General features: G+C 72.7%; 22 protein-coding genes and 1 pseudogene. 9 read left to right on the top strand and 14 right to left on the bottom strand.

The features are described 5' to 3' along the window. Positions 1–71 precede the first annotated feature (71 nt). Positions 72–395, top strand: coding sequence for a hypothetical protein (locus ABFX46_RS19870; protein WP_346044034.1), 324 nt, complete (start codon positions 72–74; stop codon positions 393–395). A gap of 13 nt (positions 396–408) precedes the next feature. Here the strand turns inward: ABFX46_RS19870 and ABFX46_RS19865 are convergent, their stop codons facing one another. From ABFX46_RS19865 to ABFX46_RS19815, 11 genes are all read right to left on the bottom strand, one after another. Then, positions 409–891: a nucleoside deaminase gene (locus ABFX46_RS19865; RefSeq protein ID WP_346044032.1), complete on the bottom strand. Its 483-nt coding sequence runs from the start codon at positions 889–891 to the stop codon at positions 409–411. A 14-nt stretch (positions 892–905) separates the two neighbouring features. Further along, the gene (locus ABFX46_RS19860; RefSeq protein WP_346044030.1) at positions 906–1916 is read right to left on the bottom strand and encodes a LacI family DNA-binding transcriptional regulator; all 1011 of its coding nucleotides are present in this window, start codon (positions 1914–1916) and stop codon (positions 906–908) included. Positions 1917–1957: 41 nt separating this feature from the next. Next, a complete protein-coding gene (locus ABFX46_RS19855; protein WP_346044028.1) occupies positions 1958–3382 on the bottom strand; it encodes a GH1 family beta-glucosidase in 1425 nt (474 codons plus the stop codon). Next, positions 3379–4278, bottom strand: coding sequence for a carbohydrate ABC transporter permease (locus ABFX46_RS19850; RefSeq protein WP_428831281.1), 900 nt, complete (start codon positions 4276–4278; stop codon positions 3379–3381). The genes ABFX46_RS19855 and ABFX46_RS19850 overlap by 4 nt, the downstream gene beginning before the upstream one ends. Next, a complete protein-coding gene (locus ABFX46_RS19845; RefSeq protein ID WP_346044026.1) occupies positions 4275–5264 on the bottom strand; it encodes a carbohydrate ABC transporter permease in 990 nt (329 codons plus the stop codon). Before ABFX46_RS19845 ends, ABFX46_RS19850 begins: the two co-directional genes overlap by 4 nt. 117 nt (positions 5265–5381) lie before the next feature. Then, positions 5382–6677, bottom strand: a complete 1296-nt coding sequence (locus tag ABFX46_RS19840) for an ABC transporter substrate-binding protein (RefSeq protein ID WP_346044024.1) — start codon at positions 6675–6677, stop codon at positions 5382–5384. A 198-nt stretch (positions 6678–6875) separates the two neighbouring features. Then, positions 6876–7922 (bottom strand): LacI family DNA-binding transcriptional regulator, encoded by a 1047-nt coding sequence (locus ABFX46_RS19835; RefSeq protein ID WP_346044022.1) that lies wholly within the window; start codon positions 7920–7922, stop codon positions 6876–6878. Positions 7923–7932: 10 nt separating this feature from the next. Further along, the gene (locus tag ABFX46_RS19830) at positions 7933–9558 is read right to left on the bottom strand and encodes a glycoside hydrolase family 13 protein (protein WP_346044020.1); all 1626 of its coding nucleotides are present in this window, start codon (positions 9556–9558) and stop codon (positions 7933–7935) included. A 47-nt stretch (positions 9559–9605) separates the two neighbouring features. Continuing rightward, on the bottom strand, positions 9606–10430 hold the full coding sequence (locus ABFX46_RS19825) for a carbohydrate ABC transporter permease (RefSeq protein WP_346044019.1): 825 nt from the start codon (positions 10428–10430) through the stop codon (positions 9606–9608). After that, complete coding sequence (locus ABFX46_RS19820; RefSeq protein WP_346044017.1) at positions 10427–11416, bottom strand: carbohydrate ABC transporter permease; 990 nt, start codon at positions 11414–11416, stop codon at positions 10427–10429. The genes ABFX46_RS19825 and ABFX46_RS19820 overlap by 4 nt, the downstream gene beginning before the upstream one ends. Beyond that, positions 11413–12714, bottom strand: coding sequence for an ABC transporter substrate-binding protein (locus tag ABFX46_RS19815; protein ID WP_346044016.1), 1302 nt, complete (start codon positions 12712–12714; stop codon positions 11413–11415). The genes ABFX46_RS19820 and ABFX46_RS19815 overlap by 4 nt, the downstream gene beginning before the upstream one ends. Positions 12715–12918: 204 nt before the next feature. On the opposite strand from ABFX46_RS19815, the gene ABFX46_RS19810 reads away from it, so the two are divergent. From ABFX46_RS19810 to ABFX46_RS19775, 8 genes and pseudogenes are all read left to right on the top strand, one after another. After that, on the top strand, positions 12919–13620 hold the full coding sequence (locus tag ABFX46_RS19810) for a nucleotidyltransferase domain-containing protein (RefSeq protein ID WP_346044014.1): 702 nt from the start codon (positions 12919–12921) through the stop codon (positions 13618–13620). A gap of 243 nt (positions 13621–13863) precedes the next feature. Continuing rightward, positions 13864–14520, top strand: a complete 657-nt coding sequence (ribA, locus tag ABFX46_RS19805; protein ID WP_163052489.1) for a GTP cyclohydrolase II — start codon at positions 13864–13866, stop codon at positions 14518–14520. Next, positions 14520–15344 (top strand): CDP-alcohol phosphatidyltransferase family protein, encoded by an 825-nt coding sequence (locus ABFX46_RS19800; protein ID WP_346044013.1) that lies wholly within the window; start codon positions 14520–14522, stop codon positions 15342–15344. The genes ribA and ABFX46_RS19800 overlap by 1 nt, the downstream gene beginning before the upstream one ends. Then, positions 15301–16272, top strand: coding sequence for a zinc-dependent alcohol dehydrogenase (locus ABFX46_RS19795; RefSeq protein ID WP_346044012.1), 972 nt, complete (start codon positions 15301–15303; stop codon positions 16270–16272). Before ABFX46_RS19800 ends, ABFX46_RS19795 begins: the two co-directional genes overlap by 44 nt. A 33-nt stretch (positions 16273–16305) precedes the next feature. Then, positions 16306–16704 carry a 6-pyruvoyl trahydropterin synthase family protein gene (locus ABFX46_RS19790; protein WP_346044010.1) on the top strand — a complete coding sequence of 133 codons (399 nt, stop codon included), beginning with the start codon at positions 16306–16308 and terminating at the stop codon, positions 16702–16704. Beyond that, entirely contained in the window at positions 16701–17774 is a 1074-nt protein-coding gene (locus ABFX46_RS19785; RefSeq protein WP_346044009.1) for a glycosyltransferase family 4 protein, read from the top strand. The genes ABFX46_RS19790 and ABFX46_RS19785 overlap by 4 nt, the downstream gene beginning before the upstream one ends. Next, the gene (locus ABFX46_RS19780; protein ID WP_346044007.1) at positions 17771–18565 is read left to right on the top strand and encodes a class I SAM-dependent methyltransferase; all 795 of its coding nucleotides are present in this window, start codon (positions 17771–17773) and stop codon (positions 18563–18565) included. The genes ABFX46_RS19785 and ABFX46_RS19780 overlap by 4 nt, the downstream gene beginning before the upstream one ends. Next, positions 18562–19326, top strand: a pseudogene (locus ABFX46_RS19775) (lysylphosphatidylglycerol synthase transmembrane domain-containing protein); the annotation flags it as partial. The gene ABFX46_RS19780 and the pseudogene ABFX46_RS19775, both read left to right, overlap by 4 nt. 3 nt (positions 19327–19329) lie before the next feature. Here ABFX46_RS19775 and ABFX46_RS19770 read toward each other — a convergent pair. From ABFX46_RS19770 to ABFX46_RS19760, 3 genes are read right to left on the bottom strand one after another with little or no spacing between them, the layout of a single operon-like run. Then, a complete protein-coding gene (locus ABFX46_RS19770) occupies positions 19330–20091 on the bottom strand; it encodes a creatininase family protein (protein WP_346044005.1) in 762 nt (253 codons plus the stop codon). A gap of 39 nt (positions 20092–20130) precedes the next feature. Then, on the bottom strand, positions 20131–21285 hold the full coding sequence (gene metX, locus ABFX46_RS19765; protein ID WP_346044218.1) for a homoserine O-acetyltransferase MetX: 1155 nt from the start codon (positions 21283–21285) through the stop codon (positions 20131–20133). Continuing rightward, on the bottom strand, positions 21282–22610 hold the full coding sequence (locus ABFX46_RS19760) for a bifunctional o-acetylhomoserine/o-acetylserine sulfhydrylase (RefSeq protein WP_346044004.1): 1329 nt from the start codon (positions 22608–22610) through the stop codon (positions 21282–21284). The genes metX and ABFX46_RS19760 overlap by 4 nt, the downstream gene beginning before the upstream one ends. Positions 22611–22678 lie beyond the last annotated feature (68 nt).

Genomic DNA, 22678 nt, shown 5'->3' with positions numbered 1-22678 from the left:
CCACAGACCGCGGGCCGCCGGAATGGGGAAGCGGGGTGCTGTCCGGCGGCCCGCATCAAAAGGAGGCGTCAATGCTCGCTTTCACCGGGCCCGACGTGCTGGTCACCTACGAGCGCACCGGAGGATTCGCCGGAATCCAGGAACGGGTGACCGTCGGGAATTCGGGAACGGCCCTCGTCAACGGGAAAAGGGTCGCGCTCGCGGACGACGAGATGCGCGGCCTGCGGGACGCGCTCAGCGGCATCGTCACCACCGACTCGTCCGAGGCGGGGTGCCGGGTGGCCGACCACTTCACCTACACCCTCGCCCATGACGGGCACCGGGCGACGCGGTGCTGGCTGCCGTCCGACTGGCGCGCGGCCGTCGAACGGCTGGAGGCGCTGACCCGCAGGTGAGACGTCGCCGCCCTCAGGCGCAGGCGCGGGTGTGCAGGTCGCGCATGGTCGCCTCGAGGGCGGCGACCGGCCCGTCCACCCGGACGCCCGGCACGACGTCCTGGATCGGGATGGCGTTGACCGGCCCCGGCGGGACGCCCAGCTCGGTGCGCAGGCCGACCAGCTGCCGGGCCGACATGATGTACACGATGCGGCCGAGGCCGACCCAGCCGTGCGCGGCCGAGCACATCGGGCAGTGCTCCCCGGACGTGTACACGGTCGCCGCCGCGCGCTCCTCCGGCGTCATGTTCGCCGCCGCCCAGCGGGCGATCTCGAACTCCGGATGCCGGGTCTGATCGCCGCCCGCCACCCGGTTGCGGTCCTCGAACAGGACCGTCCCGGAGGCGGCGACCAGCACCGACCCGAACGGCTCATCGGCCGACTCCAGCCCCTCGGCGGCCAGCTCGACGCAGCGGTTCAGATGGCGGAGTTCCTCGGCGGACGGTTCGTAACCCATCAGCCGATCGTAGATCACGCCGATTCGCGCAGCACCAGGTGAGGCTGCAGGATGACCACCGGGTCGGCGACGGTCTCGCCGCGGATCCGCGACACCAGCAGCCGCGCCATCTCCACGCCCATCTCCTCCAGCGACTGGTGGACGGTGCTGAGCGGCGGGTCGGCGAGCGGCGCGGCGGAGGAGTCGTCGAACCCGATCACCGCGACGTCGTCGGGGATGCGCCGCCCGCGCCGGTGCAGGATGCGCAGCGCCCCGAACGCCATCGGGTCGCTCGCCGCGAACACCGCGTCCAGCCGCGGCTGCGCGGCCAGCAGCTTCTCCGCGGCGGCGATGCCGCTGGCCTCGCCGAAGTCGCCGTACTCGACGTACTCGGGCAGCCCCGCGTCGGCGAGCGCCTCCCGGTAGCCGGCCAGCCGGTCGATGCCCACCCCCATGTCCTGGGGCCCGGCGATCGCCGCGATGTGCCGCCGGCCCCCGGAGATCAGGTGGCAGACGGCCTCGCGGGCGCCGCTGCGGTTGTCGACGTCGACGTAGCTGACCGGGGTCAGGCCGGGCGGGCAGCCGCCGAGGACGGTCGGCACGCCGTTGGCCTCCAGCTTCGCGGGCAGCGGGTCCTCGGCGTGCAGCGAGGTGAGGAGCACCCCGTCCACGTGCTGGGTGGTGAGGTACTCCTCCAGCCGGCCGTACTCGTCGGGGGAGCGGGCGAGCGCGAGCAGCAGTTGCAGCCCGGTGTCGCCCAGCCCGTTGCTGATCCCGCGGATGATCCCCGCGAAGTACGGCTCGCCGAACAGCCGCTGGTCCGACTCGGCGACGACGAGCGCGACGGTGTCGGTACGGCGGGTGACGAGCGTGCGGGCCGCCCGGTTCGGCACGTACCCGAGCTCCTCGATCGCCCGCAGCACCGCTTCGCGGGCCTGCGGGCTGACCCGCGGCGAGCCGTTGACCACGCGCGACACCGTGCCGCGGCCCACTCCGGCGCGCGCCGCGACCTCCTCCAATGTCGGGCGCGTGCTCCTGCCCGTCATCCGGCCCCCCTCTTCTCCGTACCGTCCACCGTCCCCCGAGGTCAGGCCCGTTCGGGCAGCCCGCCCTGCCGGATCACCCCGGCGTACCAGCGCGCGCTGTCCTTCGGCACCCGGCGCTGCGTGGCGTAGTCGACGTGCACCAGCCCGAAACGCTTCGAATAGCCCCAAGCCCATTCGAAATTATCCAGCAGCGACCAGGTGAAGTAACCGTGCAGCGGCACTCCGTCGGAAATGGCCTCGTGGCAGGCGCGCAGGTGCGCGTCCAGATAGGCGATGCGGCCCGTGTCTTGGACCGTGCCATTCCCGTCAAGTGTCTCGTCGTAGCCCGCGCCGTTCTCGGTGATGTACAGCGGGACGGACGGGTACTCGCGGTGCAGCCTGGTCAGGACCTCGTACAGGCCGCGCTCGTCGATCTCCCAGCCCATCCCGGTGACGGGACGGCCGGCCGGGACGAACCGGACATGGTCGCTGCCCACCCACGGCGAGTGCGTCGAGAACGGCGACGACGCGGTCTGCGCCGCCTCGCCGGGCGTGCCGGCGACCGTGTGCCGCGAGTAGTAGTTGATGCCGAGCTGGTCGATCCGCTGGTTGATGACGGCGAGGTCGGCGTCCGGCGGGGTGAACCCGTAGCGGGACGTGTCGGCCAGGACGTCGTCGGGGTAGCGGCCGAGCAGCAGCGGGTCGAGGAACAGCCGGTTCTGCAGCCCGTCGATGCGGCGCGCCGCGTCCACGTCGGCGGGGTCGTCCGTCGCCGGGGACACCGCGTACAGGTTGACGGCGGCCCCGAACCGGTTGTCGGGGTGGCGCGCCCGCATCGCCTCGACGGCGAGGCCGTGGCCGAGCAGCAGGTGGTGCGCGGCGAGCAGCGACGCGGCGGCGTCACGCCGTCCGGGCGCGTGCTCGCCCGACGCGTAGCCGAGGAACGCCGCGCACCACGGCTCGTTCACCGTCGTCCAGTGGTGGACGCGGTCGCCGAGCGCGGTGTGCACGTGCGCCGCGTACTCGGCGAACCGGTGCGCGGTCTCGCGCTCCGGCCAGCCGCCCTTGTCCTCCAGCGGCTGCGGGAGGTCCCAGTGGTAGAGGGTCGGCCACGGCTCGATGCCGGCCTCCAGCAGCGTGTCGACCAGCCGCCGGTAGAAGTCGAGGCCCTCGGTGTTGAAGGTCCCGGCCCCGTTCGGCTGCACCCGCGGCCAGGAGATCGAGAACCGGTACGCGGTCAGGCCGAGGCTCGCCATGAGCGCCACGTCCTCGCGGAACCGGTGGTAGTGGTCGACGGCGACGTCGCCGTTCTCACCGTTGAGGACCTTGCCCGGCGTCCGGCAGAAGGTGTCCCAGATGGACGGCCCGCGCCCGCCCTCCCCGGCGGCTCCCTCGATCTGGTAGGCGGCGGTGGCGGCCCCCCAGCGGAACCCGGTCGGGAACGGTGCGGCGGGAGCCGCGCTGGTGTCGTCCTGTAGGGAGGTCACGCCTTCACTGCACCTTCCATGATTCCGCCGATGATCTGGCGGCCGAAAATGACGAATACGACGAGCAGCGGCATCACCGCGACCGCGGTACCGGCGAACATGAGCGTGTAGTCCTGGAAGTAGGCGTTCGCCAGGTTGTTGATGGACAGCTGCACGGTCGGGTTGTCGGGGGTGAGGACCGCGAGCGGCCACATGAACTCGTTCCAGGTCTGCATGAACGTGAACAGGCCGAGCACGCCCGCGGCCGGGCGCAGTGCGGGCAGCACGACGCGCCAGTAGATGCCGAACGTGGTGCACCCGTCGACGCGGGCCGCCTCGATCAGCTCGTCGGGGACGGCCTGGTCGGCGTACTGCCGCATCATGAACACGCCGAACCCGGTGACCAGGAACGGGACGATGACCGCCTGGAGCTCGTTCTGCCAGCCCAGCTTCACCATGATCATGTACAGCGGGATGATGCCCATCTGCACCGGGATCATCATCGTCGCGACGATCGTCAGCAGCAGCGCGTTCTTGCCGCGGAAGCGCAGCTTGGCGAACGCGAACCCGGCGAGCGAGGCGAAGAAGACCGTGGAGATCGTCACCGCGCTGGAGGCGATCATCGAGTTCAGCAGGCCCTTGGCGAAGTAGGCGTCCGGGTTGTCGAACAGCCGGCCGACGTTGTCGCCGCCGTGCGAGCCGGGCAGCAGCGGCGGCGGCACGTCGGAGACCACGCTGTTGGTGCGGGTCGCGACGATGATCATCCAGTAGATCGGGAAGATCGACAGGGCCAGCGCGGCGATCAGCGTCACGTAGGTCAGCGGGCTCGCGTTCCACAGGCCGCGGAAGCGGCCGGCGGTCGCGGCGTGCTTGGGGTCGGGGCGCCGGTTTCCGGGGCCGGCCAGGAGCGTGGTCACTTTGCGCCTCCGGTGCGCCGCACGGCCAGGAAGTTGATCAGGGAGAACACGATGATCATCACGAACAGCGCCCACGCGACGGTGGCGCCGTAGCCGTACCGGTCATGGCCGAACGCGTTGTCGTACATGTACATCGTGATCGTCTGGAACTGGTGCAGCGGGCCGCCGTCCATCTTGTTCGGCGTGCCGACGCTGAACAGCACGGGCTCGGTGAACAGCTGCAGCCCGCCGATCGTCGAGATGATCACCGTGAACAGGATGGTGGGGCGCAGCATCGGCACCGTGATCTGCCAGAACTGCCGGATCCGGGAGGCGCCGTCGATCGCGGCGGCCTCGTACAGGTCCTTCGGGATCGCCTGCATGGCGGCCAGGTAGATCAGCGCGTTGTAGCCGGTCCAGCGCCAGTCGACCATGACCGCGATGGCGACCCAGGACCAGCCGCGGCTGGTCGTCCACTGGATCGGGTCGACGCCGAACAGCCCGACCACCCAGTTGATCAGGCCCCAGTGCGTGTCGAACATCTGGGTGAACACGATCGCGACGGCGGCGGTCGAGGTCACCAGCGGGGCGACCATGCCGATCCGGAAGATGGTCGGCATCCGCATCCGCCGGTTCAGCGCGTTCGCGACGAACAGCGCGAGCAGCAGCTGCGGGACGGTCGACAGCATGAAGATGCCGAGGGTGTTGACCGTCGCGTGCCAGAAGTCGGCGTCGGTCAGCAGGTAGTCGAAGTTGTCGAGCCCGATGAACTTGCGCGTCCCGGACGCCAGCTCCCAGTCGTGCAGGGAGACCCAGAGCGTGTAGACGAGCGGGAACGCGCCGAAGATCAGGAAGACGAAGTAGAACGGCGAGATGAAGGCATAGGGGGCGCCCTTCACATCGAGCCGGGCCAGGCGGGCCCGCCAGGTGCGGCCGGGGCCCGGGCGGACCTTCGCCGGCGGGGGCGGCGGCGGGCCGTTCCGGCTGGGGCGCAGATCGGTGGTCACGTCGTGCGCCTCCTTTCCGAGGACGGGACGGGGCGGGGGAGGAGAAGTGGAACGGCGGCGGCGCCGGCGGGGAGGTAACGGCGCGGCGCCGCCGCCGTGGTCACATGGCCGGTGCGGTTACCGGGCGGCCTTCTTGGCCTCGTCGACGGACCGCGCCCAGGCGTCCTCCGGCTTGACCCGGCCCTGGCCGACGGACGTCAGCACGTTCTCCACCGCCGCGCGGACGGCCTCGTTCTTGGGGCCGAGGTGGACCGGCTTCACGCTGGCCACCAGGTCACCGAAGATCTTGCCGACCGGGGCGTCGCTGAAGTACTCGTCCTTCGCGCCCGCGACCGCCGGGTCCTGTGCGGCCTGCGGCGAGGACGGGAAGACGTTCGCCTCCTTGAACGCGCCGACCTGGCCCTCGGGGGAGGTCAGGAACTTGGCGAGCTCGGCGGCCGCCTTCTGGTGCTTGGACTGCTTCGGCACGGCCAGCCAGGAGCCGCCCCAGTAGCCGGCGCCGCCGGGTGTGGTCGCCACGTCCCACTTGCCCTTGCCGTAGTCGCCGGAGAACTTCTGGATGCCGCCGAGCATCCAGGACGGGCACGGCACGGTGGCGAACGTGTCGCGCTTGAGGGCGGTCTGCCACGGCGGGGTGAACACCGACAGGTCGGCGGTGAGCTTGTTCTCCTCGAACTTCAGCGTCGTGTCGAACGCCTTCTTCACGGCCGGGTTGCTGTCGAAGACCAGGTTGTTCTGCTTGTCGAAGTAGCTGTAGCCGGGTCCGTTGCCGGCGTCCTGCAGGACGGTGGCACGGAGGACGGCGGGGGCACCGTCCAGCCACTTGGTCTTCGGCGACTTCTCCTGGAACTTCTGGCCGGTGGCGAGGAAGTCGTCCCACGTCGTCCAGAGCTGGCTGACCTTCTCGCGGTCGGTCGGCAGGCCGGCCTTCTTGAAGAGGTCCTTGCGGTAGCAGATGGCGAGCGGGCCGACGTCGGTGCCGAGGCCGACGAGCTGCTTGCCGTCCGGGGTGATGCCCATGTTCCACTTCCACGGCAGGAAGTTCTGCTCGAGGGACTTGCCGCCGTAGTCGAAGAAGTTGACGAACTTGTTCGCCTGCTGCATGTAGAGCGGCAGGATGCCCTCCTCCAGCATGACGACGTCGCCCGCGCCGCTGCCGGTGGCCATCCACTGCTGGATGCGCGGCATGTACGCGTCCAGGTTGTCGACCTTGCGCTGCTTGATCTTGACGTTGGGGTGGGACTGTTCGTACTGCTTGTAGAGCGCGTCGTAGCCGGGCGCGCCGAAGACGTCGACGGTGAGCTCGACAGGCCCGCTGTCGGAGCCTCCCTTGTCGTCGCCGTCGCCGCCGCACGCGACGGCGACGCTGCCGACGAGTACCGCCGCCATCGCCGTACTCAGTCCGCGCCGCATGATGGCCCTCATGGCGGACCCCTCTCAGGTTGTGTCTTGCAGTGGTGTGGGAGCGCTCCCACGAAGGAAAGACCGTGACTGGGCTCACTGTCAATCGCCGAGATGGAACCGTTACAAGAAGCTGGCCGCCGGGCGAGTGCGGTCAGGCCCGCTCCGACCCTCGGTCAGCATACGGTCAAGGCGTCATGACCGAGACCGTCACCCCTCCTTGACCGGGGTCAGCCGGGCCGCCGCCGGAGCCGGCGCCGTGGACCGCCGGACGACCAGTTCCGGCCGGTAGAGCAGCTCCGTACGGGACGCGCGGACGCCGCGGATCTCGTCCAGGACGGTGCTCACCGCGGCCATCGACATCTCCCGCACCGACTGCCGGATCGTGGTCAGCGGCGGGTCGAGGTAGGCGGTCAGGAGCGAGTCGTCCATGCCGGTCACGGACACGTCCTCGGGAACCTGGAGCCCGCGCGCCCGCGCCGCCCGGATCGCCCCGAGCGCCATGATGTCGTTGCCGCCGCAGATCGCCGTGCAGCCGGCGTCGAGCAGTTCGGCCGCCGCCGCCTGCCCGCCCTCGACCGTGTACATCGTGTTGACGATCAGACCCTCGACCTCGTCCGGGGAGAGGCCGGTGTGCGCGGCCATCCCGCGCCGGAACCCCTCGGTCTTGCGCCGCGTCGGCACGTACACCTCCTGCCCGATCGCGAGCCCGATCCGCCGGTGGCCCATTGCGGCCAGGTGCGCGACGATCGCCTCCAGCGAGGCCACGTCGTCGTTGGAGATGAACGGCGCGTCGATGTCGGGCCGGTACCCGTTCACCAGGACGATCGGGAGCGCCTGCTCCAGCAGCCGCGCGTACCGGGCCCGGTCGGAGTTGGCGTTGGCGTGCAGGCCGTTGACGAAGATGATCCCCGCGACGCCGCGCTCCAGCAGCATCTCGATGTAGTCGTCCTCGGCGACGCCGCCCGGTGCCTGCGAGCACAGCACCGCCATGTACCCGTGCCGCGCGAGCGCGCTCTCGATGACCTCGGCGAACGCCGGGAAGATCGGGTTGGTCAGCTCCGGGATGATCAGCCCGATCAGCCCGGCCCGCCGCTGGCGCAGCCGGGCCGGGCGCTCGTAGCCGAGCACGTCCAGGGCGGTCAGCACCGCCTGGCGCGTGGTCGGGGACACGCCCGGCTTGCCGTTGAGCACGCGGCTCACGGTCGCCTCGCTCACCCCGGCGTGCGCCGCGATGTCCGCCAGACGCGTCGTCATGGGTTTCAAGTTATCCCTCCTCGACGTCCCACCACAGGGCGGTGTCCGGGGGAAGCTCCAGGTGGCCGCCCTCCGTCCGGACCGGTCCGCTCGCGAGGAGCGGGGTTCCGCGCAGGGGCACGCGGGCCGCGCGGTCGCCCGTGTTCACCGCGCAGACGAGGCGTCTTCCCCCGTTCTCCCGGACGAAGACCAGTGTGCCGGGCGGACCCGCCTCCCAGCGCAGTCCGCCGTCGCCGAGCGCCGGGTGCTCGCGCCGGAGGCGCAGCGCGTCGCGGTAGAGCGCCAGCATGGAGCCCGGGTCGGCGTCCTGTGCGGCCACGGTCAGGTCGCGCCAGGCGGTGGGCATCGGCAGCCAGGAGGTTTCGCCGGCGCCGAAGCCGAACGGCGGCTCCTCGCCCTCCCACGGCAGCGGGACGCGGCAGCCGTCCCGCCCGGCGCCCTCGCCGCGCAGCCGCTGCGGGTCCTGCAGGAACTCCTCCGGCAGGTCGAGCACCTCCGGCAGGCCCAGCTCCTCGCCCTGGTAGACGTAGGACGAGCCGGGCAGCGCGAGCGTCAGCAGCGCCGCCGCGCGGGCGCGCCGCAGCCCCCCGTCCCCGCCGCCGTACCGGGTGACGTGCCGTTTCACGTCGTGGTTGGACAGCACCCAGGTCGCGGGGGCGCCGACCGCGCCGGCGGTGGCCAGTGACTCCTCGACCACCTCGCGCAGCCGGTCCGCGTCCCAGGGCGCGGTCAGGTAGTGGAAGTTGAACGCCTGGTGCAGCTCGTCGGGGCGGGTGTAGTCGGCGAGCCGCCGCGGCGTCGGCGCCCACGCCTCGGCGACGGCGATCCGCTCGCCCCCGTAGGAGTCGAGCAGCCGCCGCCACTCGCGGTGGATGTCGTGGACGGCGTCCTGGTCGAAGTACGGCAGGACGGCCGTGCCGAGCATCTCGACCTGGTTCGGGCGGCCGACGTCCGGCAGCCCCGGGGCCTTGGCCATACCGTGGGCGACGTCGACGCGGAAGCCGTCCACGCCGAGGTCGAGCCAGAACTTCAGGATGTCCGCGAACTCGGCGTGGACCTCGGGGTTCTCCCAGTTCAGGTCGGGCTGCTCGGACGCGAACAGGTGCAGGTACCACTGGCCGTCCGGCAGCCGCGTCCAGGCGGGGCCGCCGAACACCGACTCCCAGTCGTTGGGGGGCTCCGCGCCGTCCGGGCCGCGGCCGTCCCGGAAGATGTAGCGGGCACGCTCGGGGGAGCCGGCGGGCGCGGCGGCCGCCGCCCGGAACCAGGCGTGCCGGTCGGAGGTGTGGTTGGGCACGACGTCCACGATGATCCGCAGGCCGTGCGCGTGCGCGTCCGCGATCAGAGCGCGGGCGTCGGCGAGCGTGCCGAACAGCGGGTCGACGTCGCGGTAGTCGGCCACGTCGTAGCCGAAGTCGGCCATCGGGGAGACGTAGAACGGGGTCAGCCACAGCGCGTCCACACCGAGGCCGGCGAGGTAGGGCAGGCGCGAGCGGATGCCGGGCAGGTCGCCGACACCGTCGCCGTCCGCGTCGGCGAAGCTGCGCACGTACACCTGGTAGATGACGGCGTCGCGCCACCAGCGGGTGCCCGCCTCCTCGCGGGAGGCGCGGGCGAGCAGCGTGTCCTGGGTCATGAACGTCCTTCGAATCGGGAGCCGTCGGGAATCGGGTGCCGTCGGGCCTATTTGACGCCGCCGGCGGTGAGCCCGGCGACGATCCGGCGCTGGAAGACCAGCACGAGCACGATGAGCGGGACGGTCACGATCACCCCGGCGGCCATCTGGGTGCCGAACGGCTGGTCGAACCCGGAGACGCCGGTGAACTTGGAGATCGCGACCGTGGCGGTCTGCATCTCCTTCTTGTTGACCATGGACAGCGCGATGAGGAACTCGTTCCACGCGGCGATGAACGTGAGGATCGCCGTGGTGAACACCCCGGGCGCCGCCAGCGGGACGATGATCTTGCGGAACGCCTGGCCGCGGGTGCAGCCGTCCACCATGGCGGCCTGTTCCAGCTCGAACGGCAGCTGCCGGAAGAACGCCGTCAGCAGCCACACCGACAGCGGCAGCGCGAACCCGAGGCTGGGCAGCACCATCGCCTGGTAGGTGTTGATCCACTTGATGTCGGTGAAGAGTTTCAGCAAGGGGACGAGCTGGGAGATTCCGGGGAACATCGTGGTCGCGATGATCAGCCCGAGCACCGCGTTCTTGAACCGGAAGTTCAGCCTGGCCAGCGCGTAGGCGGTGAACGTGCCGATCAGCAGCGTCAGCACGGTCGTGCCGCCGGCCACGATGACGCTGTTCAGCAGCGCCCGGCCGAAGCCGTTGCCGCCGGAGAAGACCGCGGAGAAGTTCTCCCACGACCACCGGGCCGGCACGATCGAGTTGTCGAACTGGTCCTGCGGGCGGCGGAACGCCGAGACCGTCATCCAGTAGAACGGCGCGAGGCAGTAGACCGCCACCGCGGCGAAGCCGAAGTAGGACAGCAGCCGTTTCGCCTGGGTCATGATGCCGCCTTCCTGCGCTTCGACTGCTGGCGGGCCTCGCCGATGATGTCCGCGCCGAGCAGCTTCACGAACAGGTAGGCGATCAGCGCGATGTAGAGGAACAGGACGGTCGCGTACGCCGCCGCCGACCCGTACCGCAGGTTGGACGCCTCGAACCAGGCGATCATCGTCAGCGTCTCCACGGACCTCTGGTTGACGCCGATCAGCACGGCGGGCAGGTCGAACATGCGCAGGACGTCCAGCATCCGGAACAGCACGGCGACCAGCAGCGCGGGCTTGACCAGCGGCAGCGTGATGCGGAAGAACTGCTGGACGGGCCCGGCGCCGTCCACCCGCGCGGCCTCGTAGACGTCCCGGGGGATCATCTGCAGCCCGGCGAGGACGAGCAGCCCGATGAACGGGGAGGTCTTCCACACCTCGGCGATGACGATGGCCGCCTTTGCGGCGAAGCCGTCGGCGGTCCACAGGATCTGCCGGCCGAGCAGGGCGTTCGCGGCGCCGTCCGCCTGGAAGATCCACCGCCACAGCAGGCCGGAGATCGCGGTCGGGATCGCCCACGGGACGAGGATGCTCGCCCGCACGATCGCCCGCCCCTTGAACGCCTGGTGCATGATCAGCGCCATCGCGACGCCGATCAGCGTCTCCAGCACGACCGTCGTCAGCGTGAAGAACGTGGTGTTGGAGAAGGCGTTCCAGAAGGCGCCGGCGCGGTCGCCCTGGAAGATCGCGGTGTAGTTGTCCAGGCCGACGAACCGGTCGCCCTCGACGACGAACCCCTGCGCGTCCAGGCCCTCGCCGCGCGCGTACAGCGATTCGCGGAACCCGGCGAGGACGGGGTAGCCGATGACCAGCGCGAGCACGAGCAGCGTGGGGGACAGCAGCAGCGCGGCGAGGCGCTTCGTCCCCTGCACGTCGCGCTTGCGGCGGGGCGGGTCCGCCGCGGAGGTGCCCGCGGCGGACGGCGTCTCGGCGGTGGTCACGGTCACTGCGCGGTCAGCGGCTGGAGCTTGGCCTGCAGGTCCGACAGGGCCTGGTCGACGGGCTTCTTGCCGGTCACCGCGTCGTACATCTCGCCCTGGATCGCGGCGGTCACGTCGCCGTACTTCACCGCGACCGGTCGCGGCTTGGCGTTCGCGATGGCCTGCTTCAGGACGGGCAGGTACGGGAACTTCTTCACCATCTCCGGGTCGTCGTACAGCGCGGCGACCGTCGGGGCCTGCGAGGTGGCGAGCAGGTTGGCGCGCTGCGACTGCTCACCGGTCAGGTACCGGATGAAGTCGAGCGAGGTCGCCTTGTTCTTGGCGAACGCCGAGATCGCGAGGTTGTGCCCGCCGAGGTTGGCGACGCCGGGGCCGTTCGGGCCGGGCAGCGGCGCGACCGCGAACTTGCCCGCGACCTTGGACGAGCCGTCCTCGGAGTTGGCGAGGGCGTACTGGTAGGGCCACTGCCGCTGGAAGACGAGCTTTCCGGACTGGAAGTAGCGGCGCCCGCCCTCGGTGTCGAGGGTGACGGCCTCCTTCGGCATGTGCTCCTTCTTGGCGTTCACGAGGAACTCGACGCCCTGCTTGGCCTGCGGAGTGTTCAGCGTCGGCCTGCCGTCCGCGCCGATGATCGAGCCGCCGGCGCCGCCGATCGCCTCGACCGCGCTGATCGTCATGCTCTCGGTCTTGTTGACCTCGGTGAAGAAGCAGTCGATGTCCTTGGCCTCGGGCAGCTTCTCGACCTTCTCGCAGGCGTCCCACATCTCGTCGTAGGTCTTCGGCGGTGCGGAGATCCCCGCCTTGTCGAGGAGGTCCTTGCGGTAGTAGAGCATCCCGGCGTCGGACGTGGACGGCACCGCGTACAGCCGGTCGCGGTACTGCCCGGTGGTGATCGTCGCGGGGAGCATCGTGGACAGGTCGATCTTGTCCTTGGGCAGCTCGGCGAGCCAGCGGTTGGCGGCGAACTCGGCGGTCCACACGACGTCGAGGTTCAGCACCGAGTACGCGTCCGACTTGGTGGTGGCGTTCTGGATCATCTGCTGGCGCTGGTCGTTGGGCTCGTCCGGCAGCTCGATGATGCGGACCTGCTCCTTCGGGTGCTCGGCGTTCCAGCCGTCGACCTGCTTCTGCAGGTGGCCGGAGCGGTCCTTGCCGGTGACGAAGGTGATGGGGCCGCGGCCGTCCAGCGCCGCCGCGCCCGCGCCGCCCGCGGTGCCGCCGCCGTCATCGCCGCCGCAGGCGGAGAGCGAGAGCGCGACGGCGGCGCACATGACCGTGGCGCCGATCAGGGGGATGCGCCGCATGGTGTCCTCCTTCGCGGGACGCGCCCTCGCCGGGCCGCCCGCAGGTCCGTACTGGGGTGACTGGACCGGGACGTTAGCAACGCGTTTCAGTCTCGTAAACCTCTTGCAGAAACTTTCTGCAAGTCTGTGGCCGATCTGTAACCGGCTTACAGTGGCCGGAGAATCCGCTCGACGCGCCCCCGGGGCCTGCGCCAGGCTGCCTCCGTGACGAATCCCGACCCCGGCGCCGCCCTGGACCTCGTCCGCGACCACACGATCCTGTCGGTGGTGACCGGCTCGCGAGCCTACGGGCTGGCGACCGATGCGAGTGACGTGGACCGGCGCGGCGTCTACGCGGCGCCGGCCCCGCTGTTCTGGCGTTTCACCAAGCCGCCGACCCATGTCGACGGCCCGCTGCCCGAGCAGTTCTCGTGGGAGCTGGAGCGGTTCTGCGAGCTCGCGCTCGGCGCGAACCCGACCGTCCTGGAGTGCCTGTGGTCGCCGATCGTGGAGAACGCCACACCCATCGGCGAGGAGCTCCTCGCCGTCCGCCGGGCCTTTCTGTCCCGTCACGCGCACCGCACGTTCCTCCGCTACGCCGAGTCCCAGTTCCGCAAGCTGGAAGGCGACTTGCGCAACGGCGGCGCGCCGCGCTGGAAGCACGTCATGCACATGCTGCGGCTGCTGGAGAGCGGCATGCACCTCCTCCGGTACGGGGAGCCGCGCGTGGACGTCGCCGACCTGCGCGACCGCCTCCTCGCCGTCCGCCGCGGCGAGGTCGGCTGGCCCGAGATCGACACCTGGCGGACCTCCCTGACCGCCGGAATGGACGAGGCCCTGGCCCGCACCCCCCTCCCGTCCGCCCCCGACCGCACGACGGTCGAAGACCTCCTGGTCTCCGTCCGCCGCAGGAGCGTGACCTGGTGAAACTCCCCGAAGGGCTCACTGCGCGGTTGGAGGGCGGGCGGTGGGCCAGTGGGCTGCCGGAATTCCCCGGAGGCCGACGTGCCCTGCACGACTTGGTGGTTCGTGCGCGCCTAGGGTGAACCCTGCGGTGCCTCCCCTGCGTGCCACCGGTTGTACGGACCGTTTTTGGACGCAACCACCTGGCGCGGTCGCCACGTACCAGTCAGCACGTACCGGGTGATCGCGGACCGAGGAAGGGGAGCGATGCGCGAGCAGGGCATCGACCAGAAGGACATCGCGGAGGCGGATCTGCGGACCAGGCGCGGCGTGTTCCGCGCCGTCGCGTTCCGGGACCCGGTGGACGGGCACGAGCACATGGCGCTGGTGCGCGGCGACGTCCGGGGGCGCGGGGACGTGCTCGTCCGGATGCACTCCGAGTGCATGACGGGCGACATCTTCGGCGCGACCCGCTGCGAGTGCGGGGACCAGCTCGGCGCGGCGCTGGACGCGATCGTCCGCGAGGGCGCCGGCGTCCTGGTCTACCTGCGCGGGCACGAGGGGCGGGGGATCGGGCTCGTCGCGAAGGTGCGCACCCACATCCTGCAGGACGACCAGGGCCTCGACACCGTCGACTCCGCGACCGCCATCGGGCTGCCGGTGGACGTCCGCGACTACGGGCCCGCCGCCCGGATCCTGCGGCACCTCGGCGTCCGGTCGGTGCGGCTGATGTCGAACAACCCGGACAAGGTCAGCGCGCTGGAGTCCTACGGGGTCGCCGTCGCGGTGCGGGTGCCGCTGCTCGTCCCGGTCAGCGACGACAACGTCCGGTACCTCACCGCCAAGCGCGACCGCCTCGGGCACGACCTCCCCCAGCTGGACGCCGCCGTTCTCGGTGAGGCGCCGGTCAGCGAGGTGCGCTGATGGCGCGGCCTGTGACGCTGACACGGCCGCCGGCGCGGCCGCTGCCGGCGCCGCGGGCGCCCGTCCCGCTGCCGCGCCGCCCGCGGGCGACCCGCGGGCCGGAGCTCGGCCTCGCGGTCGCGGCGCAGCTCGCGCTGCTGGCGGTGCTTCGTCCCGGCCACGCGGGCCTGGCCGTGGGCGTCGGATACGCGCTGGCGTCGTGGGCGGTCCTCACCCGGGCCTTCCGCGGCCGCCGCGCGCTCGGGCCGGCCGATCACGTGACGCTGGCCCGGGTCGTGCTGACCGGCGCCGCGGCGGCGCTCGTCGCGGCGCATCTCGCCGGTGCCGCGCACACCGCCGCGCTCGTCGCGGTCGCGTCGGCCGCGCTCGTCCTGGACGGCGTGGACGGGCAGGTCGCCCGCCGCACCGGCACCGCGTCCCGGCTCGGCGCGCGGTTCGACATGGAGACCGACGCCTTCCTGGTCCTGGTGCTGAGCGTCGAGGTCGCGTGGACGGCCGGGGCGTGGGTACTGGCGATCGGCGCCATGCGGTACGCGTTCGGCGCGGCGGCCTGGGCGGCGCCGTGGCTGCGCGCCGACCTGCGGCCGAGCCTCGCGCGCAAGGGCGTCGCGGTGGTGCAGGGGGTGGTGCTGGTCGCGGCCGCGTCCGGGGCCGTCCCGTACGCGGGACCGCTGGTCGCGGCGGCGCTCGCGCTGCTGGTGTGGTCGTTCGGGCGGGACGTGCTGTGGCTGTGCGCGCGGCGCGACCGGCCGGTGGAGGCGAAGCGGGGGAGGGGCACCGATGGAGCGCGACGCGCGGGCCTTCTGGATCCGGTCGCCCGGTGAGGGCGAGATCCGCGAGGCGGTCCTGCCCGAGCCGGGGCCGGGCGAGGTGGTCGTCCGGACGCTGTACTCCGGCGTGAGCCGGGGGACGGAGGCGATCGTGTTCCGCGGCGGCGTCCCGCCGAACCAGCACGCGATCATGCGGGCGCCGTTCCAGGACGGGACGTTCCCCGGCCCGGTCAAGTACGGCTACCTGAACGTCGGCGTGGTCGAGCACGGGCCGCCGGAGCTGGCCGGCCGCACGGTGTTCTGCCTCTACCCGCACCAGACCCGGTACGTCGTCCCGGCGAGCGCGGTCAGCCCCGTCCCGGACGGCGTGCCGGCGGAGCGCGCCGTCCTCGCCGGGACGGTCGAGACCGCCGTGAACGCGCTCTGGGACGCGGCGCCGCTGGTCGGCGACCGCATCGCCGTGGTCGGCGCCGGGATGGTCGGCTGCTCGGTCGCCGGGGTCCTCGCCGGGTTCCCCGGGGCCCGCGTGCAACTGGTCGACACCGACCCGTCCCGGGCGGCCGTCGCGAAGGCGCTCGGCGTGGAGTTCGCGCCGCCCGAGCAGGCGCTCGGCGGCTGCGACCTGGTCGTCCACGCGAGCGCGACCGAGGCGGGGCTCGCGCGGTCGCTGGAACTGCTCGCGCCGGAGGGCGAGGTCGTCGAGCTGAGCTGGTACGGCGACCGGCGGGTCGCGATGCCGCTCGGCGAGTTCTTCCACTCGCGGCGGCTGACCATCCGGGGCAGCCAGGTCGGCGCGGTGCCGCCGTCCCGCCGGGCGGGCCGCACCTTCGCCGACCGGCTGGCGCTGGCGCTGCGGCTGCTGGCGAACCCCGCGTTCGACGCGCTGATCACGGGGCAGAGTCCGTTCGCGGAGCTGCCGCAGGTCATGCCGCGGATCGCGAACGGCGGGATCCCGGCCCTGTGCCACCGCATCGCCTACTGAAATCGCCATTGGATCCGTAGGAGGAGGACGCTCTTGTTCGGTATCACCGTCCGCGACCACGTCATGATCGCGCACAGCTTCCGCGGCGAGGTCTTCGGACCGGCGCAGCGGCTGCACGGCGCCACCTACGTGGTGGACGCGACGTTCCGCCGGGCCGGTCTCGACCCGGACGGGCTCGTCGTCGACATCGGGCTCGCCACCCGCGAGCTGGGCGAGGTCCTGGGCGGGCTGAACTACCGCAATCTGGACGACGAGCCGGACTTCGCCGGGGTCAACACCTCCACCGAGTTCCTCGCCAAGGTGATCGCCGACCGGCTCGCCGAGCGGGTGCACGCGGGCGCGCTGGGCGAGAACGCGCGCGGCCTGTCCGGCATCACGGTGACGCTGCACGAGTCGCACGTCGCCTGGGCCAGTTACGAGCGCGACCTGTGACCGCGCCCGAGACCTGCGTCGTCGTCCCCGGCGACATCGACGACGCCGCCGTCCCGAGCGGCGGCAACCGCTACGACCGGCGGCTGTGCGACGAGCTGGCGGCGTCGGGGCGGCCCGTCCGGGAGGTGGCGGTGCCCGGCTCGTGGCCGCGGCCGGGCACCGCGGCGCGGGACGGCCTCGCCCGCTCCCTCGCCGCCCTGCCGGACGGCGCCGTCGTCCTGATGGACGGCCTGGTCGCCTGCGGCGTGCCGGACATCGTCGTCCCGGAGGCGGGGCGCCTGCGGCTGGCGGTCCTCGTCCACCTCCCGCTGGCGGACGAACCGGGGCAGGCCGACCTGAACGCCGGTGAGCGCAAGGTCCTGGAGTCGGCCGGGGCGGTCGTCGCGACCAGCCCGTGGGCCAAGGACCACCTCATCGCGCACCACGGGCTCGACCCGTCCCGCGTCCACGCGGTCGCCCCGGGCACCGATCCGGCGCCGCTCGCGTCCGGCACCGACGGCGCGGCCCGGCTGCTGTGCGTGGCGTCGGTGACCCCGCGCAAGGGGCACGACGTCCTCGTGGAGGCGCTGTCCGGCCTCGCGCACCTGCCGTGGCGCTGCGCGTGCGCGGGCCCGCTCGGCCGCGATTCCGAGCATGTGGCGCGCGTGCGCCGGCTGATCGGCCGGCACGGCCTCGGCGGCCGCGTCGACCTGGAGGGCCCGCTGACCGGCAAGCGGCTGGACGACGCCTACGCCACCGCCGACCTGCTCGTCCTGCCGTCCCGCGCGGAGACGTTCGGGATGGTGGTGACCGAGGCGCTCGCGCGCGGCGTTCCCGTCGTCGCGTCGTCGGTGGACGGCGTCCCCGACGCGCTCGGCTGGGACCCGACCGGCGCCGTCCCCGGCCTGCTCGTCCCGCCGGACGACCCGGGCGCGCTCGCCGCGGCGCTGCGCCGCTGGCTCGTCGAGCCGGACCTGCGGGGCCGGCTGCGCGCCGCCGCCCGGCTGCGCCGCGGCATGCTGCCCGGCTGGGACGACACGGCGCGCCGCATGGCGACCGTCCTGTCCCGCCTGCGCAGGGAGGCACGATGAGCTTCGACCCGGACTGGCTGGCGCTGCGGGAGGGCGCCGACGCCGCCGCGCGCGCCGCCGAGCTGCTCGACCCGCTCCGGGCCGCGCTGCCGCCGGACGAGCCGCTGGTCATCTGGGACCTCGGCTGCGGCACCGGCTCGCTCGGCCGCTGGCTGTCGGGGCGGCTGCGCGGCCCGCAGCACTGGATCCTGCACGACCGGGACCCCGCCCTGCTCGACCGGGCCCGCGCTGGCGCCTACGTCACCGCCGACGGGCTGCCCGCCACGATCGAGACCCGCGCCGGCGACCTCGGCGCGCTGCGCGCGGCCGACCTGGTCGGCGCGTCGCTCGTCGTCGCGTCCGCGCTGCTGGACGTGCTCACCGCCGCCGAGATCGACGCGGTCGCGGCGGCGACCGGCTGCCCGGCGCTGCTCACCCTGTCGGTCGTCGGCCGCGTCCGGCTCTGCCCGTCCGAACCGCTCGACGCCGAGTTCGCCGCCGCGTTCGACGCGCACCAGCGCCGCGCCGGCCTGCTCGGACCGGACGCCGTCACCGCCGCCATCGGGGCGTTCGGGCGGCGCGGCGCGACCGTCACGACCCGTCCGAGCCCGTGGCGGCTCGGCCCCGGCCAGGCCGCGCTGACCGCCGAGTGGCTGCGCGGCTGGGTCGGCGCCGCCGTCGAGCAGCAGCCCGGCCTGGCCCCGTTCGCGGACGACTACCTGGGCCGCCGCCTCGCCGACTGCGCCGCAGGCCGGCTCACCGTCGACGTCCACCACGTGGACCTCCTCGCCGTACCCGGGGGGACAGCATGAAGAAGCTCTGGCCGTGGGGGCGCCTGGCCATGGGACTGGGCATCCTCGGCGGGCTGCTGTGGTGGCACAGCACGGACGCCTTCGTGACGGCGTTCCACTCCATCGACGCCGAGTCCATCGTCTTCGCCCTCGCCATAGGGCTCGTGACCACGGTGCTCAGCGCGGCGCGCTGGTGGCTGGTCGCCCGGCGCCTCGGCCTCCACCTGCCCCTGGGCGGTGCCGTCACGGACTACTACCGATCCCAGTTCCTCAACGCCGTCCTGCCCGCGGGCGTTCTGGGGGACGTCCATCGGGCGGTGAGCCACGGCCACCGGTCCGGTGACGTCGCCCGCGGGGTGCGGGCCGTGTTCCTCGAACGGGTCGCAGGGCAAGGCGTCGCGATCGTCGCCGGAGTCGCCGCCCTGTTCGCCTACCCGGCGCTGCTGTCGGCGATGGCGCCCGCCCTGGTCGTGGTGGGGGTCGTGCTGGTGCTGCTGCTGGTTCTGGGCCGCTGGAAGCATCCCGCCCTGGCGTCCACGTTCACCGACCTGCGTGCCGCCGCGCGCGCTTGGCCCGGCATCGCGGGGCTGTCGGCGGCGGCACTGCTGGGTCATCTGGCGCTGTTCGTCGTCGCGGCCCGCCTGGTCGGTGCGACGGCACCGGTCGCCGAGCTGGCTCCGCTGCTGCTGCTGGCGCTGCTCGCGATGGTGCTGCCGGTCAACGTCGGCGGCTGGGGGCCGCGGGAGGCCGTCCTCGCGCTGGCGTTCGGCGCCGCCGGGCTCGGCTCAGCGCAGGGACTGGCCGTCTCCGTCGTGTACGGGGTGCTGAGCTTCATCGCGTGCCTGCCCGGCGCCGCGACCCTGCTGCTCAAGCACCGCGAGGACGTCCCCGAACGCCGCGACCAGGCTCCGCAGCGCGTCCCTGCCCTTGCCGGCGCGGGCCAGTGAGGGCCGCCCGATGACGCCCGACTCCGTGTAGGCGGCCATCCCCGCGGTGAGCAGATGCCGCCGGTCGTCGGCCAGATGATCGGCGGTGTCGTAGCCGTCCCTCAGCAGCTCCGGGCGGGCGTGCAGCAGGATCGACGCCTCCAGCTCCCCGGCGTGCATGTCGCTGTCCCCGGACGTCTCCACGCCCGCCGCCCACCTGGCCGCCTCCCACTCGTCGAAGCCGGGGAAGAGGGCCATGTCGCCGTGCGCCTCCTGCACGACGTTGCCCAGCACGTAGTTGCCGCCGTGCCCGTTGACCAGGACGAGCTTCGGCACCCCGGACCGGCGCAGCGACTCGGCGACGTCCCGCACGACCGCGTGCAGGGTCGCCGCCGAGATGCTCACCGTCCCCGGCCAGCCGGCGTGCTCGTGCGAGCACGAGATCGTCACGGGCGGCAGCAGCCGCACCGCGTACGCCTTCGCGATCTCCTCGGCGAGCGTGCAGGCGATCACCGTGTCGGTCGCGAGCGGCAGGAACGGGCCGTGCTGCTCGAAACTGCCCACCGGCAGCACGGCCACGGGGACGTCCGGCACCTCGGCGCTCGTATGCGTCGGCAACATGCCCCAACTCTGCCGCATCCGCCGGGGGCCGGCGCGCGCTCAGCCGCCGAGCAGCTCCCGCACGAGCCCGCCGACCTGCTCGGTCTCGGTGAGGAACCCGTCGTGGCCGGACGGCGACTCGATCACCCGCAGCCGGTCCGCGTGCGGGATGCCGGCCGCCAGCTCGGCCTGCTGGGACAGCGGGTAGAGCCGGTCGGAGTCGACCCCGGCCACCAGCGCGGGCGCCGTCACCCGGCGCAGCGCGGCGGCCGTGCCGCCCCGCCCCCGCCCGGCGTCGTGGCCGTTCATCGACTCGGTCAGCACCACGTAGCTGCCCGCGTCGAAGCGTCCGACCAGCTTGCCGGCGTGGTGGTCGAGGTAGGACTCCACCTGGTAGCGCCCGGCCCGCCGCGGGTCCTCGCCGCCCTGCGGACGGCGGCCGAAGCGGTCCTGAAGCTCCGGTTCGCTGCGGTAGGTGATGTGCGCGATCCGGCGGGCGATGCCGAGCCCGGCGTGCGGGCCCTCTCCGGCGCCGGCGTCGTGGTAGTCGCCGCCGCGCCAGCCCGGGTCCGACCGGATGGCGTGCAGCTGCGCGCCCGCCCACGCGATCTGCTCGGCGCTCGCCGCCGCCGTGGTGGCGAGCAGCAGCAGCGACCCGGTGCGCTCCGGATGCGACACCGCCCACTCCACGGCGCGCATCCCGCCCATCGACCCGCCGGTGACCAGCGCCCAGCGGCCGATCCCGAGCGCGTCCGCGAGCTGCACCTCGGCGGCGACCATGTCGCGCTGCGTCAGGTGCGGGAACGCGCCGCCCCAGGGCTGCCCGTCCGGGCGCCGCGAGGACGGCCCGGTGCTGCCCTGGCAGCCGCCGAGCACGTTCGGCGCGACGATGAACCAGCGGTCGGTGTCCAGCGGGCGGCCCGGCCCGACCAGCCCGTCCCACCAGCCCGGCGTCGGATGCCCCGGCCCGGCCGGACCGGCGACGTGGCTGTCCCCGGTGAGGGCGTGCAGCACCAGCACCGCGTTGGACGCGTCGGGGGCGAGCCGCCCCCACGTCTCGTAGGCGAGCCGCACCCCGGGCAGCGCGCCGCCGGACTCCAGCGGCAGCGGCCGGTCCAGGGTGATCCACTGCCGCCGTCCGGGCGGGTCCCCCTCCCGCCAGGCCCCGGAGGCCGGCGGGAGGGAGACCGGTGCGGTCTCGGCGTCGGTGCTCAGGACGCGCCCTTCGCCGCGCGGAAGCCGGCCTCCAGATCGGCCTTGAGGTCGGTGACGCTCTCGATGCCGATGCACAGCCGGACCAGCCCGGGGGAGACGCCGGCGGCGGCCAGCTCGTCCTCGTTGAGCTGGCTGTGCGTGGTGGACGCCGGGTGGATGATCAGGCTGCGCACGTCCCCGATGTTGGCGAGGTGGCTGAACAGCTCGACGCCCTCCACGAACCGCCGTCCGGCCTCGGCGCCGTCGCGCAGCTCGAAGCAGAGGATGGCGCCCGCGCCCTGCGGGAGGTAGCGCCGGGCGGCCTCGTGCCACGGGCTGGACGCCAGCCCCGGGTAGTGGACGGCCGACACCGCCTCGTGCCCCTCCAGCCACTCGGCCAGCTCCCGCGCGCTCGCCGACTGCCGCTCCATCCGCAGGCTGAGCGTCTCCACGCCCTGCAGCAGCAGGAACGCCGAGTGCGGCGCGATGGCCGGGCCGAGGTCGCGCAGCAGCTGGACGCGCAGCTTGATCCCGTAGGCGCCGGGGCCGAGCGCCGGCCAGTACCGCAGGCCGTTGTAGCTCGGGTCGGGCTCGGTGAAGTCGGGGAAGCGGTCGGGGTGCGCGCCGAAGTCGAACGTCCCGCCGTCCACGACCACGCCGGCGATCGTGGTGCCGTGGCCGCCGATGAACTTGGTCGCCGAGTGCACGACGATGTCGGCGCCGTGCTCGATCGGCCGCACCAGGTACGGGGTGGCGATCGTGTTGTCCACGATCAGCGGCACGCCCGCCGCGTGCGCGGCGTCGGCGACGCCCCGGATGTCCAGGACGTTGCCGCGCGGGTTGCCGATGCTCTCGGCGAACAGCGCCTTGGTGTTCGGCCGGATCGCGGCGCGCCAGGCGTCCAGGTCGTCGGCGTCCTCGACGAAGGAGACCTCGATGCCGAACTTCGGCAGCGTGTGCCGGAACAGGTTGTAGGTGCCGCCGTAGATGGTGGAGCTGGACACGATGTGGTCGCCGGCGCGCGCCAGGTTCCAGATCGCCATCGACTCCGCGGCCTGCCCGGAGGCCACCGCCACCGCGCCGACGCCGCCCTCCAGCGCCGCGATGCGCTTCTCGAACGCGTCCTGCGTCGGGTTCATGATGCGGGTGTAGATGTTGCCGGCCTCGGCGAGCGAGAACAGGTTCGCGGCGTGCTCGGTGTCGCGGAAGACGAACGAGGTCGTCTGGTAGATCGGCACCGCCCGCGCGCCGGTGGCCGGGTCGGGCGCGCTGCCGGCGTGCACCTGCTTGGTCTCGAAGGACCAGCCGGCCTCGGCGGACGGGGCGGGGTCGGCGTGCTCACTCATGGCTCTCCTTGGACTGGACGAGGGCAAGGGGACTGGCTCGTGCGGGTCCGGCGCCATCGCGGCGGTGC

The sequence above is a fragment of the Actinomadura chokoriensis genome (assembly GCF_039529475.1).
Classification (GTDB): domain Bacteria; phylum Actinomycetota; class Actinomycetes; order Streptosporangiales; family Streptosporangiaceae; genus Spirillospora; species Spirillospora bangladeshensis.
This window is presented reverse-complemented; position numbering and strand designations above follow the sequence as displayed.

Bases quoted from the DNA above. Each gene is read 5' to 3' on its own strand.
- ABFX46_RS19870 (WP_346044034.1), top strand. From the start codon at position 72: ATGCTCGCTTTCACCGGGCCCGACGTGCTGGTCACCTACGAGCGCACC.
- ABFX46_RS19865 (WP_346044032.1), bottom strand. From the start codon at position 891: ATGGGTTACGAACCGTCCGCCGAGGAACTCCGCCATCTGAACCGCTGC.
- ABFX46_RS19860 (WP_346044030.1), bottom strand. From the start codon at position 1,916: ATGACGGGCAGGAGCACGCGCCCGACATTGGAGGAGGTCGCGGCGCGC.
- ABFX46_RS19840 (WP_346044024.1), bottom strand. From the start codon at position 6,677: ATGCGGCGCGGACTGAGTACGGCGATGGCGGCGGTACTCGTCGGCAGC.
- ABFX46_RS19835 (WP_346044022.1), bottom strand. From the start codon at position 7,922: ATGACGACGCGTCTGGCGGACATCGCGGCGCACGCCGGGGTGAGCGAG.
- ABFX46_RS19830 (WP_346044020.1), bottom strand. From the start codon at position 9,558: ATGACCCAGGACACGCTGCTCGCCCGCGCCTCCCGCGAGGAGGCGGGC.
- ABFX46_RS19825 (WP_346044019.1), bottom strand. From the start codon at position 10,430: ATGACCCAGGCGAAACGGCTGCTGTCCTACTTCGGCTTCGCCGCGGTG.
- ABFX46_RS19815 (WP_346044016.1), bottom strand. From the start codon at position 12,714: ATGCGGCGCATCCCCCTGATCGGCGCCACGGTCATGTGCGCCGCCGTC.
- ribA (WP_163052489.1), top strand. From the start codon at position 13,864: ATGCGCGAGCAGGGCATCGACCAGAAGGACATCGCGGAGGCGGATCTG.
- ABFX46_RS19800 (WP_346044013.1), top strand. From the start codon at position 14,520: ATGGCGCGGCCTGTGACGCTGACACGGCCGCCGGCGCGGCCGCTGCCG.
- ABFX46_RS19795 (WP_346044012.1), top strand. From the start codon at position 15,301: ATGGAGCGCGACGCGCGGGCCTTCTGGATCCGGTCGCCCGGTGAGGGC.
- ABFX46_RS19780 (WP_346044007.1), top strand. From the start codon at position 17,771: ATGAGCTTCGACCCGGACTGGCTGGCGCTGCGGGAGGGCGCCGACGCC.
- ABFX46_RS19770 (WP_346044005.1), bottom strand. From the start codon at position 20,091: ATGTTGCCGACGCATACGAGCGCCGAGGTGCCGGACGTCCCCGTGGCC.
- ABFX46_RS19760 (WP_346044004.1), bottom strand. From the start codon at position 22,610: ATGAGTGAGCACGCCGACCCCGCCCCGTCCGCCGAGGCCGGCTGGTCC.